The sequence below is a fragment of the Streptomyces sp. NPDC045846 genome, from assembly GCF_056431605.1.
In genome coordinates this window covers 630,546-645,267 of record NZ_JBWKKJ010000002.1, presented here as the reverse complement: position 1 = coordinate 645,267, position 14,722 = coordinate 630,546, and the positions used below count along the sequence as shown (strand labels likewise).

At 70.0% G+C, this 14,722-nt stretch carries 11 protein-coding genes and 3 tRNA genes; 10 read left to right on the top strand and 4 right to left on the bottom strand.

The window, feature by feature from the left end:
• Positions 1–215: 215 nt before the first annotated feature.
• Both AC07F3_RS07790 and AC07F3_RS07785 read left to right on the top strand, forming a co-directional pair.
• Positions 216–572, top strand: a complete 357-nt coding sequence (locus AC07F3_RS07790) for a hypothetical protein (RefSeq protein WP_479111487.1) — start codon at positions 216–218, stop codon at positions 570–572.
• Between the two features lie 191 nt (positions 573–763).
• Positions 764–2,077 carry a methyltransferase domain-containing protein gene (locus AC07F3_RS07785; RefSeq protein WP_479111485.1) on the top strand — a complete coding sequence of 438 codons (1,314 nt, stop codon included), beginning with the start codon at positions 764–766 and terminating at the stop codon, positions 2,075–2,077.
• Here the strand turns inward: AC07F3_RS07785 and AC07F3_RS07780 are convergent.
• Positions 1,959–3,197 (bottom strand): MFS transporter, encoded by a 1,239-nt coding sequence (locus tag AC07F3_RS07780; protein ID WP_479111927.1) that lies wholly within the window; start codon positions 3,195–3,197, stop codon positions 1,959–1,961. The two genes, AC07F3_RS07785 and AC07F3_RS07780, sit on opposite strands and share 119 nt — an antisense overlap.
• 567 nt (positions 3,198–3,764) lie before the next feature.
• On the opposite strand from AC07F3_RS07780, the gene AC07F3_RS07775 reads away from it, so the two are divergent.
• The 4 genes from AC07F3_RS07775 to AC07F3_RS07760 all read left to right on the top strand — a co-directional run bounded on the left by AC07F3_RS07775 (position 3,765) and on the right by AC07F3_RS07760 (position 8,265).
• Positions 3,765–3,944: a hypothetical protein gene (locus AC07F3_RS07775; protein ID WP_469834005.1), complete on the top strand. Its 180-nt coding sequence runs from the start codon at positions 3,765–3,767 to the stop codon at positions 3,942–3,944.
• Positions 3,945–4,381: 437 nt separating this feature from the next.
• Complete coding sequence (locus AC07F3_RS07770) at positions 4,382–4,813, top strand: hypothetical protein (RefSeq protein ID WP_479111484.1); 432 nt, start codon at positions 4,382–4,384, stop codon at positions 4,811–4,813.
• A 67-nt stretch (positions 4,814–4,880) separates the two neighbouring features.
• On the top strand, positions 4,881–7,109 hold the full coding sequence (locus AC07F3_RS07765; RefSeq protein ID WP_479111482.1) for a hypothetical protein: 2,229 nt from the start codon (positions 4,881–4,883) through the stop codon (positions 7,107–7,109).
• Between the two features lie 34 nt (positions 7,110–7,143).
• Positions 7,144–8,265: a hypothetical protein gene (locus AC07F3_RS07760; protein ID WP_479111480.1), complete on the top strand. Its 1,122-nt coding sequence runs from the start codon at positions 7,144–7,146 to the stop codon at positions 8,263–8,265.
• A gap of 221 nt (positions 8,266–8,486) precedes the next feature.
• On the opposite strand, the gene AC07F3_RS07755 is transcribed toward AC07F3_RS07760, so the two are convergent.
• The 3 genes from AC07F3_RS07755 to AC07F3_RS07745 form a co-directional block, all read right to left on the bottom strand.
• Positions 8,487–8,563: transfer RNA gene (locus tag AC07F3_RS07755), tRNA-Ile, on the bottom strand.
• Between the two features lie 164 nt (positions 8,564–8,727).
• Positions 8,728–8,800, bottom strand: a tRNA-Asn gene (locus AC07F3_RS07750).
• A gap of 5 nt (positions 8,801–8,805) precedes the next feature.
• A tRNA-Asn gene (locus AC07F3_RS07745) sits at positions 8,806–8,878 on the bottom strand.
• Between the two features lie 171 nt (positions 8,879–9,049).
• On the opposite strand from AC07F3_RS07745, the gene AC07F3_RS07740 reads away from it, so the two are divergent.
• The 4 genes from AC07F3_RS07740 to AC07F3_RS07725 all read left to right on the top strand — a co-directional run bounded on the left by AC07F3_RS07740 (position 9,050) and on the right by AC07F3_RS07725 (position 14,693).
• Positions 9,050–9,349 carry a YtxH domain-containing protein gene (locus AC07F3_RS07740; RefSeq protein WP_450893406.1) on the top strand — a complete coding sequence of 100 codons (300 nt, stop codon included), beginning with the start codon at positions 9,050–9,052 and terminating at the stop codon, positions 9,347–9,349.
• Positions 9,350–9,459: 110 nt separating this feature from the next.
• Complete coding sequence (locus AC07F3_RS07735; RefSeq protein ID WP_479111478.1) at positions 9,460–10,905, top strand: FGGY family carbohydrate kinase; 1,446 nt, start codon at positions 9,460–9,462, stop codon at positions 10,903–10,905.
• A gap of 129 nt (positions 10,906–11,034) precedes the next feature.
• Positions 11,035–12,768: an ABC transporter ATP-binding protein gene (locus tag AC07F3_RS07730; RefSeq protein ID WP_479111476.1), complete on the top strand. Its 1,734-nt coding sequence runs from the start codon at positions 11,035–11,037 to the stop codon at positions 12,766–12,768.
• Positions 12,765–14,693 carry an ABC transporter ATP-binding protein gene (locus AC07F3_RS07725; RefSeq protein ID WP_479111474.1) on the top strand — a complete coding sequence of 643 codons (1,929 nt, stop codon included), beginning with the start codon at positions 12,765–12,767 and terminating at the stop codon, positions 14,691–14,693. Before AC07F3_RS07730 ends, AC07F3_RS07725 begins: the two co-directional genes overlap by 4 nt.
• Positions 14,694–14,722: the final 29 nt, after the last annotated feature.

Below are 14,722 nucleotides of genomic sequence, written 5' to 3'. Positions count from 1 at the left end.
CCTGGTGAGAATAGGGCCCCCGGGAGCACGCGGTCGGCGACCCGTCACATTCGCCGACTCGTGTCCACGGCAAGGGAGTTGAGGGCGTGGGCCACCGATCCAGCGAGCCGGCACAGCAGGCGGGACGAGGCGTCTCGACGGCTCGGTCCCTTGCCTGGCGGGCTTCACCCGAGTGCGGACCGTGCCCCGGTCGCCGACCGAGCGAGGACACCCCGATGAGCCTTTGCCGTGCCCCCTTGTGTCTCTCCGCACCGCTGGTGTCCGCCGCCGTGGAGCTCGTCGGCACGGGCGCCGCCACCGACGACGTGGTGGAGTTCCAGCACTGCGAGTTGGAGCAGCACGTGGAGGGTGAGCACGCGGCGCACGTGCTGTTCATCGAGGACAGGAGCGGCCGCGCGGTGTGGGTGTTCTGGCGCGAGGCGGAAACCCGCGTCCAGGTCACGGAGCCGTGCGCGGCACGTAATGACGCCCAGAACATCTGCCTGCTGTACGCGCGCCACCTCGGCGGCCATCTCTGGCCCGAGGACGCCGCGTGCCTGGCGGACCTCCAGAGTCGGTTCACTCATCGGTAGCAGTGGACCGGGCCCCGCTTCGTAGGAACGGAACGGGTACGACAATCGCGTGGCAAAGGAGAGCACCCATGAGCACCACACTGGCCCACGGCGGCGACAAACTCCCGGGCGAGCCCTACCCCGGACCGCACCCGCCGCCCACCCCCGACGGCGGCCCGGGCGTACCCAACCCGCCGAAGGCCGGCTAGCCGGTGGCCGCCGACGCACACCAGGAACGCCCCGGCCGCGCGGAGCTGGGGCGTGTCCTCATCTCCGCGGGGGCGCTCACTTCGGACTGGGCACCCTCGTTCGCTGCCGTTCCGCGCGGCAGCTTCCTCCCCGACCTCATCTGGCCGTGGGACATGCGGACGGGGCAGAGCGTTCCCGTGTCGCGCGCCGACGACCCGGAGGGGTGGTACGGGTACGCGGACGCGGACGTTCCCGTGGTGACGCAATGGGACGACGGCAGGCACACCGGCACGGAGCCCGGGCTGTCGTCCACGTCATCGGCGTCGATGCCGTCCGTCGTCTTCCGGATGCTCGCCGACCTCGACGTGCGGCCCGGCGACCGCGTCCTGGAAATCGGCACCGGGACCGGCTGGAACGCGGCCCTCCTCGCTCACCGGCTGGGGACCGAGAACGTCATCAGCGTCGAGCTGGACGCCGATGTCGCGGCCGACGCCCGTACCGCACTCAACGTGTTCGGCCTTCCCGTGCACGTGGTGACCCGCGACGGGCTGCGGGGCTACGGCGAGGGAGCGCCGTACGACCGCGTCATCGCGACCTGCGGCCTGCGGTCCGTCCCCTACGCGTGGGTGCAGCAGTCCCGGCCCGGCGCGATCGTGGTGGCCCCGTGGGGGACGCACTACAGCCACGGGGACGCCGTGGCCCGGTTGGTCGTCGCCGATGACGGCAAGAGCGCTTCGGGGCTGTTCACCGGGCCCGTGGAGTTCATGAAGGCACGCACCCAGCGTCAACCGCCCGTGCCGCACGCCGAGTACGTGACCGGCAGCGTCGCCGAGGGGGAGGAGTCTTCGAGCACCGTCACCGAGGAACAACTCCTTGGCGGTCGATTCAGCGCTCAGGACTTCGTGGTGGGCCTGTGCGTCCGGGACTGCGTGCGCGTCGTCGCCGATCAGGACGACGGCGCGCGTGCCGTCTGGTTCTACGGCCTGACGGACCGCTCCTGGGCGTGCGCGCAGTTCCGGGAGCACGCGGCGACCCGCGTGTGGCAGTCGGGGCCCCGCCGGCTGTGGGACGAGGTGCGAGCCGCACTCGACTGGTGGACCACACGAGGCCGCCCCGGCATCGAGCGCTTCGGCCTGACGGTGGACGCCGGGGGCGAACGCGTCTGGCTGGACGAGCCGGACGACCCCGTACCGGGCGGGGCCCCAGATCCCCGGCCCCCTACGCGACGGGCCGCCGCGCGTCGTACCGGGCGAACCCCCTGCGACTCAGCCCCAGCACCGTCACGGCAAGCACACACGCGACCCCACCCCCCACCACCATCACCGCGGGCGACGTGAGGTCGGCGACCGTACCCGCGAGGAAGTCCCCGAGCCGGGGCCCGCCCGCGACCACCACGATGAACACGCCCTGGAGACGCCCCCGCATGTCGTCCGGCGCGGCGACCTGCATCATCGTGTTGCGGAACACCATGGAGACGGTGTCCGAGAACCCGGCGACCGCGAGCATCAACAGGCCGAGCCACAGCTGCCGGGTCAGCCCGAACGCCGCGATGGCGGCGCCCCACCCGCCGACCGAGATCAGCACCGCGAGCCCGTGCCGGTGGATGCGCCCCTGCCAGCCGGAGAACACCCCGCCGAGCAGCGCCCCGACGGCGGGCGCCGCGACGAGGAGGCCGGTGGTGCGCGCGTCACCGCCGTACCAGAGGACGGCGACGGCCGGGAACAGGGCGCGGGGATGGGCCAGGATCATCGCGCAGAAGTCGCTGAAGAACGTCATCCGCAGGTTGGGCCGGGTGGCGAGGAAGCGCAGCCCGTCCAGGACCGAGGCCCGCTTGGCCCCGGTCCGCTCGGGCAGCATCGCGGGCAGCCGCCACATCGCGTACAGCGAGGCCGCGAAGGTGACCGCGTCGATGAGGTACGCGGTCTTGTACCCGGCGAAGCCGACGACGAGGCCGCCCAGCATCGGCCCGACCAGCGTGCCGGTCGTCATGATCATGGAGTTGAGGGCGTTGGCGGCGGGCAGCTGCTCGGGCGGCAGCAGCTTCGGGATCATCGCGGAGCGGGCCGGCGCGTTCAGGGCCTGGCAGACCGACTGGAGAGCGATGACGGCGTACAGGAACCACACGTTCGCGACCCCGGCGAACGTTCCGGCCGCGAGCGCCCCCGAGAGCGCGGCGGATCCGAGCGCGCTGTACAGCCCGAGCCTGCGCCGGTCGACGGTGTCGGCGATGGCCCCGCCGTACAGCCCGAACACGACCAGCGGTACGAGGGTGAAGATGCCGACCAGACCGACGTGGAAGCTGGAGCCGGTGAGGTCGTAGACCTGGAGGGAGATCGCGAGCGCGGTCATGCCGCTGCCGACCCAGGACACCATGTTGCCGAACCAGAGCCTGCGGTAGTCCGGCGATACCCGGAACGGCGTGAGGTCGGCGAATATGCGGCGCCGCGCCGCGGGTATCTCCCCGGTGGCGGAGCCGTCGGCCGCCGGGGAGGCGGTCCCGGACGCGGCGGTGGCGCTGGGCGGTGCGGCGGTCTCGGCGGGCTGCTCGGCTTGTTCGGTCACGCGGGATGCTAACCCCGGCCACGAACACCGAGGTAGGGGCGGCCTCACAGGGGGACGCCCCCGGTGCTCACGAGCGTGCCACCGCCCCCGGCCCGCAGCGGCCGCTCACGTGTCCAGACGTACTCATCGCCCCTGGCGTCCCCCCGCTCCTGGCGGCCCCCGGCCCCGGCAGGACCCGTCGCCCCGGGCGCCGTACCCCGGCCGGGTCAATGCCCCGAAACCGGGTTTCCCGGCCAATCCCGGGCCCCGCGAAAGCGGTGCGGACGCCCTCTTCGGCCCATCGCCTCAGGTGGCGGGCGCGGCGGCCCGTTCCGGCCGCTCGCGCCATCCTTATGCCACGCCAGGAAGCGCGCGCCGCGGCCCCCGGGCGCCGCTACGCTTCCCCCGATCAGTACGTAGCGTCGTCGCCGCCCCCGCCGTCATCCGGCGGGGGCGGCGACGCATCTCGCCGGAAGGCCAACCATGAACACCCTGATCTCCGCCGCCGCCCGCCGCCCCGCCGCCCCGCAGACCGCCCGGCGCACGCCGCTCACCGCGCGGGCGGCGGCACAGCACGCCGGCCGTGTCCCGGTCGCCCTCGACCGCGTCACCACGACCGCCGCCAACGTGCCGAGCGCCTCGGCCTTCCAGTCCGCCCTGTGAAAGATTCGTAGCCCACGAGCCCTGCCCGAGAGGCCCCCGGCCACCGCACATCCCGTGCGCACCACCGGGGGCCTTAGCTGTTCCCGTCTGCGCGAAACCCTCACAACCCGCGTCGGCGCCCTCCGTTGGCGCCAAGGGGCCGCCCGCCGCGCCTCGCTCTCTTTAGGATCAAGAACCTGTCAGTCATGAGGCGGCCCCGGCCCGAAGCGGTGCGTCGGTCGGCCGCCGCCAGCGGGCGTGGGGGGGTGGAGAGCCATGGCCGCCCCAGGAGTGCCCGTGATCCGGGCCCCAAGGCCCGAGGAACCGTTCCCTCAGAAAGCCCTCAAGCCTCACGCGTCCCGGTGGACCAGAACTGAGGATGGCAGTCCGGGCGTCCCCGGAAACGTCGAGTACACGACCACCGCACGGCAGGACCACAGGACTCAGGAGATCGTCGCATGTCCACCGATACGACCACTGAGCACGGCGGGCCGTCCCGCATGAGCCTGGACCACCAACCGCCGCCGGGGCCACCGCTGTTCACCAGCCCCGGGCAGTCGGGGCTCGTCTCGACCCCCGAGGCGAAGCGGGCCGCCGCCAACACCATCGAGACCCACCTCGAACCGGACACCAAGAAGTCCGGCACGCACGCCGACGAGTCAACTGCCGCCGCCATCAAGGAATTCGGCCCGCACGACGGGCACGGCTGGGTGACGTCCGGCGCGTTGAAGAAGGCGCAGCACACCTGGGGCGAGCAGGTGCAGGGCCTCATGAACCGCCTCGCAGGCGAGAAGTCCGCGCTGCGCGGCGCCAACTCCCTTTTCCAGAAGACCGACTTCGGGGTCCACCAGAACATCGGCCGCCCCGACTCCCCCATCGACCACTACTGATTCCTCGCCCTTCCTCATCCCCCTCCCCACCTATCTCCGGCCTCGCAGACATACAGGACGACCTCATATGCCCACGTACCAAGAGATATTGGCGACCGACCTGTCCACCTTGACCACGGCGGCGACGAAGTGGGAGGAAATGGCCGGCCAGTTCAAGGAACGCGAGACGCTGTACCACGATCAGGTGCACACCATCACGCTGCCCACGCAATGGGTGGGCGAGAGTGCGCAGGCCGCGAACGCCACGTTCGACATCACCCTGAACGAATACAAGTACGCCCAGACCGAGGCCAAGGCGATGGCCTCGCTCCTCAGGGACGCGCACACCCAGTTCGTCGAGCTCCGAAAGAAGGTGGAATCGGAACGGGACGCCGCGATCAAGGACGGCATGGCCGTCTCGGCCACCGGCAACGTCACGTTCGACGCCGGCAGCCTCGACAAGGGGGAGCTGAGCGCCTACCACCACGACCCGGACTTCCAGCAGTCCGCCCGGGACAAGGCCTCCGCCTGGCAGAGCCGGATCGACAACGCGGTGAAGAGCGTGTGCGACGCGGACCAGGGCTTCGAGGTCGCCCTCACCCAGGTGGTCCAGGACTCCGACCGCCTGGACGGGACCACCAACGGGTTCAACGGGAAGGCCAAGGGAGACATCGAGCAGTACGAGGCGGACGAGGGCAAGGACCTCGCGCTGCGCATCGACTCGGGCAAGGCCACTCCCCAGGACTACGCCGAGTTGCAGCGCCTCTTCCGCGACAATTCCGGCGACAAGGTCTTCAGCCAGACGCTCCTCGACGAACTCGGCGCCGAGGGCACCGTGAAACTCTCCAACTCCCTCGACAGCCTCGCCCATTACAAGGACAAGAAGGACGGCGGCCAGTACCTGGACCTCCAGAAGGGCCTCGCCACCACCCTGGCCACGGCGACCCGTGACCCCGACTCCGCGTTCTACAAGAATTTCCGCGAGCAGCTCCGGAAGGCCGGAACCGAGCAATTCAAGCTGGACGGCCTCAGCAAGATCCCGGACGAGAAGGTCCGCGGCTATCAGAGCCTGGTCACGCTCATGCAGCACGGTGACGGCTATGCCGGGCAGTTCCTCAAGGACACCGCGGACGACATCCGTCACGCGGAGACGTCCTACACGGCCAAGGGGAACCTCGATTCCGTCTGGTCGCTGCGCGACAAGTTCAGCGACGGCGACCGGGGCTGGTTCGCCAACGATCCCCTCGACGGCGTCCTCGGCATCATGTCCCACGACCCGGCGACCAGCACCGCCTACCTGGACCCGGCGCACGGCGACAACCTCAACTACCTGCTGCACGGCCGGGACTGGAACACGGTGGTGGACCACTTCGCGACCCCGCCCGGCGGCACCACCCTGGGCATGCCGGTCACGGTGGAGGACGGCGACGTCCGCAAGGGCTTCGGCGCCGCCCTGGAAGCCGCGACCACGGGCAACGCACCGGGCACGTACCACCCCATCGCCCACCACACGACGGCCCAGGCGAGCATCCTGCAACAGACGGTGGACACGTTGAACGCCGACAACCACGCCCAGAAGCTGCCGAAGAACCTCACCGAGCCGCTGGCGCACATCATGACGTCGTACACGGCGGACACGCACCAGACGTTCGCCAAGTCCGATACGCACTACGACACTACCGTCAACGAGCCAGGGGTGGTCTGGGAGGACAAGGACGGCGCCCATCTGGCCCTGGCACCGGACCACTTGACCAAACTCATGCGGGGAATCGCCGACGACCCCGAGGCTTTCGGGCACCTTTACGGCGCGGAGCAGAAGTACTCGCACGACGTCCTGGCCGCTATCCCGCAGGACGCCGGGGAGAAGACCATCCAGGATCGCATCGTCGAGTCCTCGCGCGCCATGGGCTCCTACGACGGTATCCGGGCGGACATCATCTTCGACGAGCGTTTCAAGAAGACGCAGTGGGCCGCCGACTTCAACCACGGAATCGGCACGTCGCTGAGCACGGCCCTCATGTTCAACCCGGTGTCCGATCTCAGTCCCGTCGGAGACCTCGTCACCAAGAGCGTCGACATCTGGACGTACGAGTCCAACAAGGAACACACGGCCGAGGCGAATCTCGAGGCGACCGACGCGAACGCGAAGACGTACGACGCCGGCCAGCGCGACGTCGATCACATGGTCAGGATGTGGGCCCAGAGCCGCGGGCACGACCTCGACAGCGACTACACCAAGTACTTCCTCCACGTCGGCCAGAACGAGTACGGCACCAGCCGCAACGACTCCATGCGCTTCCTCCGGCCCGATCGCTGACGCCCCCGGAACGGCCCTCGACAGAATGAGCACCATGCAGAAGAACTCCAGGATCCGACGCATCCACCCCGGCTGGTACGCGGGGGCGTTCGTCGCCGTTCTGGCCATAGCGGCCCAAACCCTCTACAGCACCGGCATATACGACTCCTGGCGCGACAGCCGGTCGGTGGACCGGGCCTGTGGGGGGAATGTGGCGCAGGGCGAACTCGCCGCGGCGCTGGAGTCCTCGGAGCTGCGGGCGAGATCCCTTGAGGTCGATGACGGCTATCTGGCCCATTGCCTGGTGCTGAGGGCGGACTCCGGGAGCAAAGGCTCTCTGGAGATGTCTCTGCGCTGGAGCACTACCAAGCCCTCGTCCTTGGAGGCCTTTCCCTCCGGCTCCGACATCAACAACGGGACCAGGGGGCAGGTCGCGCCGCTCGGCGCGGGCTGGTCCGGCGTCGTGCGCAATGACGGCAGCGCGGCTGTTCAGGTCGCACTCGACTGCCGGAACGACAGGAGCAAGGCGCTCGTCGCCTACGGGTCCTTCGCCGCGCCGGGCTTCGCCCCGTCAAAAAGTCCTGCCGCCCTCACGGGACTGGGCAGAGTGACCGCGGAGACCGCCCAGAAGACGGCGGCGAAGTACGGCTGCGAGGCGAGCGGGGGCGAAAAACTGACCACCGTCTCATCGCCTCCCTACGGCGCCAGGCCCAACCCGGCCAAGCCTCTCGGCCAGTCGACCGGCTCCTGCGCCGCGTTGCGTGCCCTCGCCTCGACGGCGACGCAGAACGGCGTCCCCCATGCCATGGAGTTCCCTGCCGACACACAGACCCCTCAGGTGAACTGCTACCTCGCCACCGCGTCCCAGAAGCCCGGATACGGCCTGTTCGCGTTCTACGGCGCGAGCGCGAAGGCACTCCGGGCAGGCAGTGTGCCCTCCTTCCTCAGGGCGCCGGACGTGCCGAGGGACTACGCCTGGGCCACCGCGACGTGCCCCCAGTCCACGGAACCGGCCTCGTTCCTCCTCACTCGCCTGCTGGAGGAGCACGGCAACGACATCACCTACCCCGTCCCCCACTACTCCCCCGACTTCGCGAACACCGCCCTGAAGGCGTTCGCGGACGGGGAGGCGAAGCAACGGGGGTGCACCGACGTGCGGATGACGGCCGGGGCGTAGGCCCGTCGAGGGCGCCGGACGGGGCCGGGAGGTCCCGCCCGGCGGGGTCACGACACGCGCGCGGCGGCGTTGGTGAGCCGTGCGGGTGATCACTCGAAGGAGATCGTCCGGCGGCCCCGATCCGCTCCTGATGCGGCCGCCCGGAGCGGATCGACGGACGCCGCACCGCACTCCGGAAACGCCAAAGGCGCAGGCCAGATCGTTTCTGCACCTGCGCCTCGTGGTGGGGCGGGTGGGACTCGAACCCACGGCCGACGGATTATGAGTCCGCTGCTCTAACCGGCTGAGCTACCGCCCCTAACGGCGCGTCGCGCACATTTGTGCGCGCCGTCTGCCGCAGCATAGCCGCTCATACGATCTCCTGCCTCGGATGGTCGGCATCGCACGCCCATGAGGACTTCGCGGGGATCCCAGCGGTTCCACGGGATACGAAAAAGGACCCCGAAGGGTCCGATTCCGCTGCTCTCCCGACTGGACTCGAACCAGTAACCTGCCGGTTAACAGCCGGCTGCTCTGCCAATTGAGCTACAGGAGATCGAGCTCCCCCGACTGGACTCGAACCAGTAACCTGCCGGTTAACAGCCGGCTGCTCTGCCAATTGAGCTACAGGGGAATGCCTCGTTGCATCGAACGTACCTACCTGGGGTGATCCCGGGCGGCGTGCGTTCGCTGCGACACATACATTAGCGCAAGCAGGGGGGTGCTCCGCCAATCGGTTCCGCCCTGGGTGATCACGGGGCTGCGCGGGTAGGCGCGGCACACACGCTAGGGAAGGGTGACCGCCATGCGATACCGGCTCACGTTCGCCGCCGGACTGGCTCTCGGATACGTGCTCGGAACCCGGGCCGGACGCGAGCGTTACGAGCAGTTGAAGAAGTCCGCACGTCAGATGGCGCAGAACCCCGCGGTGCGGAACACCGCCGAATCCGCCGCGCAGACCTCGCGCCAGGTCGCGGGCAAGGCCTTCCAGGCCGTGAGCGAGAAGGTCGGCGACAAGATGCCCGCCTCCGTCACCGACCGGGTGCGCTCCCTGCGCGAGCGCGGTCCGGGGGCCGAGGACGACTGGGGCACCAGCAACACCTGACCCGCCGTCGCGTCCGGCGCGCGGCCCGCACGACAACCCCGACGGCCCCGACAGCGTTGTCCCGGCCACCGCCGTCCCAGGAGCCCCTCGCGTGCGGCAGAATCTCAGGCATGGGGATAGTCGCCGGTCTTGACAGCTCTTCCGCCTTCACTCGCATCGTCGTCTGCGACACGGACACGGGTGCCGTGCTGCGACAGGGGTACGCCCCGCATCCCGTCGAACCGAAGGCGACCGAGGTCGATCCACAGGCCTGGCTGCTCTCGCTCGGCGAGGCCGCGACCGGCGGGCTCCTGGAAGGCGTCCAGGCCATCGGGGTCGCGGCCCAGCAGCACGGCCTCGTACCGCTGGACGGCCAGGGCAACCTCGTGCGGGCCGCGCTGACCGGGAACGACAAGCGGGCGCAGGTCTCCGCCGCCGACCTGATCGACGCGCTGGGCAGCCGGGAGGCCTGGGCGAAGGCCGTCGGGTGTGTGCCGCAGGCCGCGCAGGCGGTGGCCAAGCTGCGCTGGCTGGCGCGGAACGAGCCGGAGGCCGCCCAGCGCACCGCGGGCATCCTTCAGGCGCACGACTGGCTGGTGTGGCAGTTGCTCGGCCGGCCCGCGCGCCGCACCACCGACCGCGGCGCCGCGTCCGGCACCGGCTACTGGTCGGCCGCCACCGGCTTCTACCGCCCCGACCTGATCGAGCTCGCGCTCGGCCACCAGGTGGCCCTGCCCGATGTGCTCGGGCCCTCCGACGCGGCCGGCACCACCCCCGAGGGCCTGCTGATCTCCGCCGGTACGGGCGAGACGATGGCGGCCGCGTTCGGGCTCGGTGTCGGCGCGGGCGACGCGGTGGTCTCGCTCGGCGCCTCGGGCTCCGTCATGGCCGTGCATCACGAGGCGCTGGCCGACCCGAGCGGGATGATTACGTCCTTCGCCGACGCGACCGGAATGCATCTGCCGGTCGTGCATACGAGCAATGCCGTCCGGGCCCTGCGCGGCACGGCGGAGATGCTCGGCGTCGAGGATCTCGCCGAACTGAGCGCGCTGGCCCTCAAGTCCACCCCCGGCGCCTGCGGTCTCGTGCTGCTGCCCTACCTGGAGGGCGAGCGCACGCCCCGGCTTCCGCACGCCGCGGGCACCCTGACCGGCCTGCGGCGCGAGTCCATGAAGCCGGAGCACCTGGCGCGGGCCGCCTTCGAGGGCATGCTCTGCTCGCTGGCCGACGCCCTGGACGTGCTGCGGGTGCGCGGGGTCGAGGTCCGGCGGGTCTTCCTGCTCGGTGCCGCGGCCGAACTGCCCGCCGTGCAGGCGGCGGCGCCCGCGATCTTCGGTACGCAGGTGGTCGTGCCGCAGCCCGCCGAGTACGCGGCGCTCGGCGCGGCCCGGCAGGCGGCCTGGGCGCTCGGCGTCTCGCAGGGCACGCTCGCCGCGCACACCCCGCCGGCCTGGCAGGGGGCGTCGGCGCAGGTCTTCGAGCCGGGCGAGGAACTGGCCGTGGGGCAGGCGGTGCGTCAGCAGTACATCGCGACGCGTGACGAGATCCACCCCGGCGCCTTCGGCCAGGGTTCTTGACGCGGAGGGGTCCTACGCTCTTTGCTATTCCTTTTGACTTCACCCCGATAATCGCTTGAGCTTCCAGGGGTGGAGTGTCGCAAGATGGGGGGTCGAACCCCCGATCTTGCCGACCCGGAGAGCCTGCGCGTGCTCATACGACTCCTGCGGTCCCATCTAGGGCCGTACAAGAAACCGATAGCCCTGCTGGTCCTGCTGCAACTGCTGCAGACCAGCGCCACCCTTTATCTGCCCACCCTCAACGCGAACATCATTGACAACGGTGTCGTGAACGGTGACACGGGCTACATCCTGAGCCACGGCGGCATCATGATCACCGTCAGCCTCGTCCAGGTGTTCTGCAACATCGGTGCCGTCTTCTTCGGTGCCCGGACCGCGGCCGCCCTCGGGCGGGACGTGCGGGCCGCCGTCTTCGCGCGAGTGCAGTCCTTCTCGGCCCGCGAGGTCGGCCACTTCGGGGCGCCGTCCCTGATCACCCGCACCACCAACGACGTCCAGCAGGTCCAGATGCTGGTCCTGATGGCGTTCACGCTGATGGTGTCCGCGCCGATCATGTGCGTCGGCGGCATCATCATGGCCCTGGGCCAGGACGTGCCGCTCTCGGCTGTGCTGCTGGCGGTCGTCCCCGTCCTCGGTATCGCCGTCTCGCTGATCGTGCGCAAGATGCGGCCGCTGTTCCGCACCATGCAGACCCGGCTCGACACGGTGAACCGGGTGCTGCGCGAGCAGATCACCGGCAACCGCGTGATCCGGGCCTTCGTACGGGACGAGTACGAGCAGGGCCGCTTCAAGGGCGCCAACACCGAGCTCACCGACGTCTCCCTGGCCACCGGGCGCCTGATGGCGCTCATGTTCCCGACCGTCATGACCGTCGTGAACGTCTCGTCGGTCGCGGTGGTCTGGTTCGGTGCCCAGCGCATCGACAGCGGCCACATGCAGATCGGCCAGCTCACCGCGTTCCTCGCGTACCTCATGCAGATCGTGATGGCCGTCATGATGGCCACCTTCATGTTCATGATGGTGCCGCGGGCCGAGGTCTGCGCCGAGCGCATCGAGGAGGTCCTGGGGACCGACACGAGCGTGGTGCCGCCCAAGAGCCCGGTGCGCGAGCTGCGCCGGCACGGCCATCTGGAAGTGCGGGGCGCCGAGTTCAAGTACCCGGGCGCGGAGGCCTCCGTGCTGCGGGGCGTGGAGCTGGTGGCCCGGCCCGGCGAGACCACCGCGATCATCGGGTCGACGGGCAGCGGCAAGTCGACCCTGCTCGGGCTCGTGCCGCGGCTGTTCGACGTGACCGACGGGCAGGTGCTGGTCGACGGCGAGGACGTGCGCACGCTGGACCCCGTCCTGCTCGCCAAGACGGTCTCGCTGGTGCCGCAGAAGCCGTACCTGTTCTCGGGGACGGTCGCCACCAACCTGCGGTACGGCAATCCGGACGCGACCGACGAGGAGCTCTGGCACGCCCTGGAGGTCGCGCAGGCGAAGGAGTTCGTCGGCAGGCTGGAGGGCGGCCTGGACGCGCCGATCGCGCAGGGCGGCACGAACGTGTCCGGCGGTCAGCGCCAGCGGCTCGCCATCGCGAGAACGCTGGTGCAGCGCCCGGAGATCTACCTCTTCGACGACTCCTTCTCGGCGCTCGACTACGCCACCGACGCGGCCCTGCGCTCCGCGCTCGGCCGCGAGACCGCCGAGGCCACGGTCGTGATCGTCGCCCAGCGGGTCTCCACGATCCGGGACGCCGACCGCATCATCGTCCTCGACGAGGGACAGGTCGTCGGGACCGGCCGCCATCACGAGTTGATGGCCGACAACGAGACGTACCGGGAGATCGTGCTCTCCCAGCTGACGGAGGCTGAGGCGGCATGAGCGGGCCCGGTGGACGCATGATGATGGGCGGCGGCCCGGATCAGCGGTCGATGAACTTCAAGGAGTCCGGAAAACGGCTGGTCAAGCGGCTGGCTCCGGAGAAGGCCACGCTGAGCGTGATGCTGCTCGCGGTGGTGTGCAGCGTCGGCCTCTCGGTGGTCGGGCCGAAGATCCTCGGCAAGGCGACCGACCTCGTCTTCGCCGGGGTCATCGGCTGGAACCTGCGCGACGTGCCCACCAAGGCGCAGGCGATCGAGGGGCTGCGCCACCGCGGCGAGGGCGGCCTCGCCGACATGCTCTCGGGCGTGGACTTCACCCCCGGCCAGAAGATCGACTTCGGCGCGGTCGGCAGCGTCCTGCTCACCGCGCTCGCGGTGTACGTGGGCGCCGGGCTCATGATGCTGGTGGCGACCCGGCTCTCCAACCGGGCCATCAACCGCACCGTGTTCCGGATGCGCGAGGACATCCAGACGAAGCTGTCGCGGCTGCCCCTGTCGTACTTCGACAAGGCCAAGCGCGGTGAGGTGCTCAGCCGCGCGACCAACGACATCGACAACATCTCGCAGACGATGCAGCAGACCATGGGCCAGCTCATCAACTCGCTGCTGACCATCGTCGGCGTGCTGGTCATGATGTTCTGGATCTCGCCGCTGCTCGCGCTCGTGGCGCTGGTCACGGTGCCGCTGTCGGTGTTCGTGGCGGCGAAGGTCGGCAAGCGGTCGCAGCCGCAGTTCGTCCAGCAGTGGAAGTCGACCGGCAAGCTGAACGCGCACGTCGAGGAGATGTACACCGGGCACGCCCTGGTGAAGGTCTTCGGGCGCCAGCAGGAGTCGGCGGACGCCTTCGCCGAGCAGAACGACGCGCTGTACGAGGCGTCGTTCAAGGCGCAGTTCAACAGCGGCGTCATGCAGCCGCTGATGATGTTCGTCTCGAACCTGAACTACGTCCTGGTGGCCGTCGTCGGCGGTCTGCGGGTCGCCACCGGTGCCCTGTCCATCGGTGACGTGCAGGCCTTCATCCAGTACTCGCGCCAGTTCTCGATGCCGCTGACCCAGGTCGCCTCGATGGCGAACCTGGTGCAGTCCGGTGTCGCATCGGCCGAGCGGATCTTCGAGCTGCTCGACGCCGAGGAGCAGGCGCCCGAGACGGCCTCGCCCGAGCGCCCCGAGGTGCTGCGCGGCGCGGTCTCGCTGGAGAAGGTGTCCTTCCGGTACGAGCCGGAGAAGCCGCTCATCGAGAACCTCTCGCTGAAGGTGGAGCCCGGGCACACGGTCGCGATCGTCGGTCCGACGGGCGCGGGCAAGACGACGCTGGTGAACCTGCTGATGCGGTTCTACGAGGTCACCGGCGGCCGGATCACCCTGGACGGGGTCGACGCGGCGAGGATGACCCGCGAGGAGCTGCGCTCCGGGATCGGCATGGTGCTCCAGGACACCTGGCTGTTCGGCGGCTCCATCGCGGACAACATCGCGTACGGCGCCCCGAAGGAGGTCACCCGCGAGGAGATCGAGGAGGCGGCGAAGGCCGCGCACGCGGACCGGTTCATCCGGACCCTGCCCGAGGGCTACGACACCGTCATCGACGACGAGGGCACCGGGGTGAGCGCGGGCGAGAAGCAGCTCATCACCATCGCGCGGGCGTTCCTGTCCGACCCGGTGATCCTGGTCCTGGACGAGGCGACGAGTTCGGTCGACACCCGTACCGAGGTGCTGATCCAGAAGGCGATGGCGCGGCTCGCCCACGGGCGCACGTCGTTCGTCATCGCCCACCGCCTCTCCACCATCCGGGACGCGGACGTCATCCTGGTGATGGAGAACGGCTCGATCGTCGAACAGGGCACGCACGACGAGCTGTTGGCGGCGGAGGGCGCGTACGCGCGCCTGTACGCGGCCCAGTTCGCCCAGGCGGTCGCCGAAGTCGACTGACCCGTACGGGAGTCGGGGCCGGTGCGGAT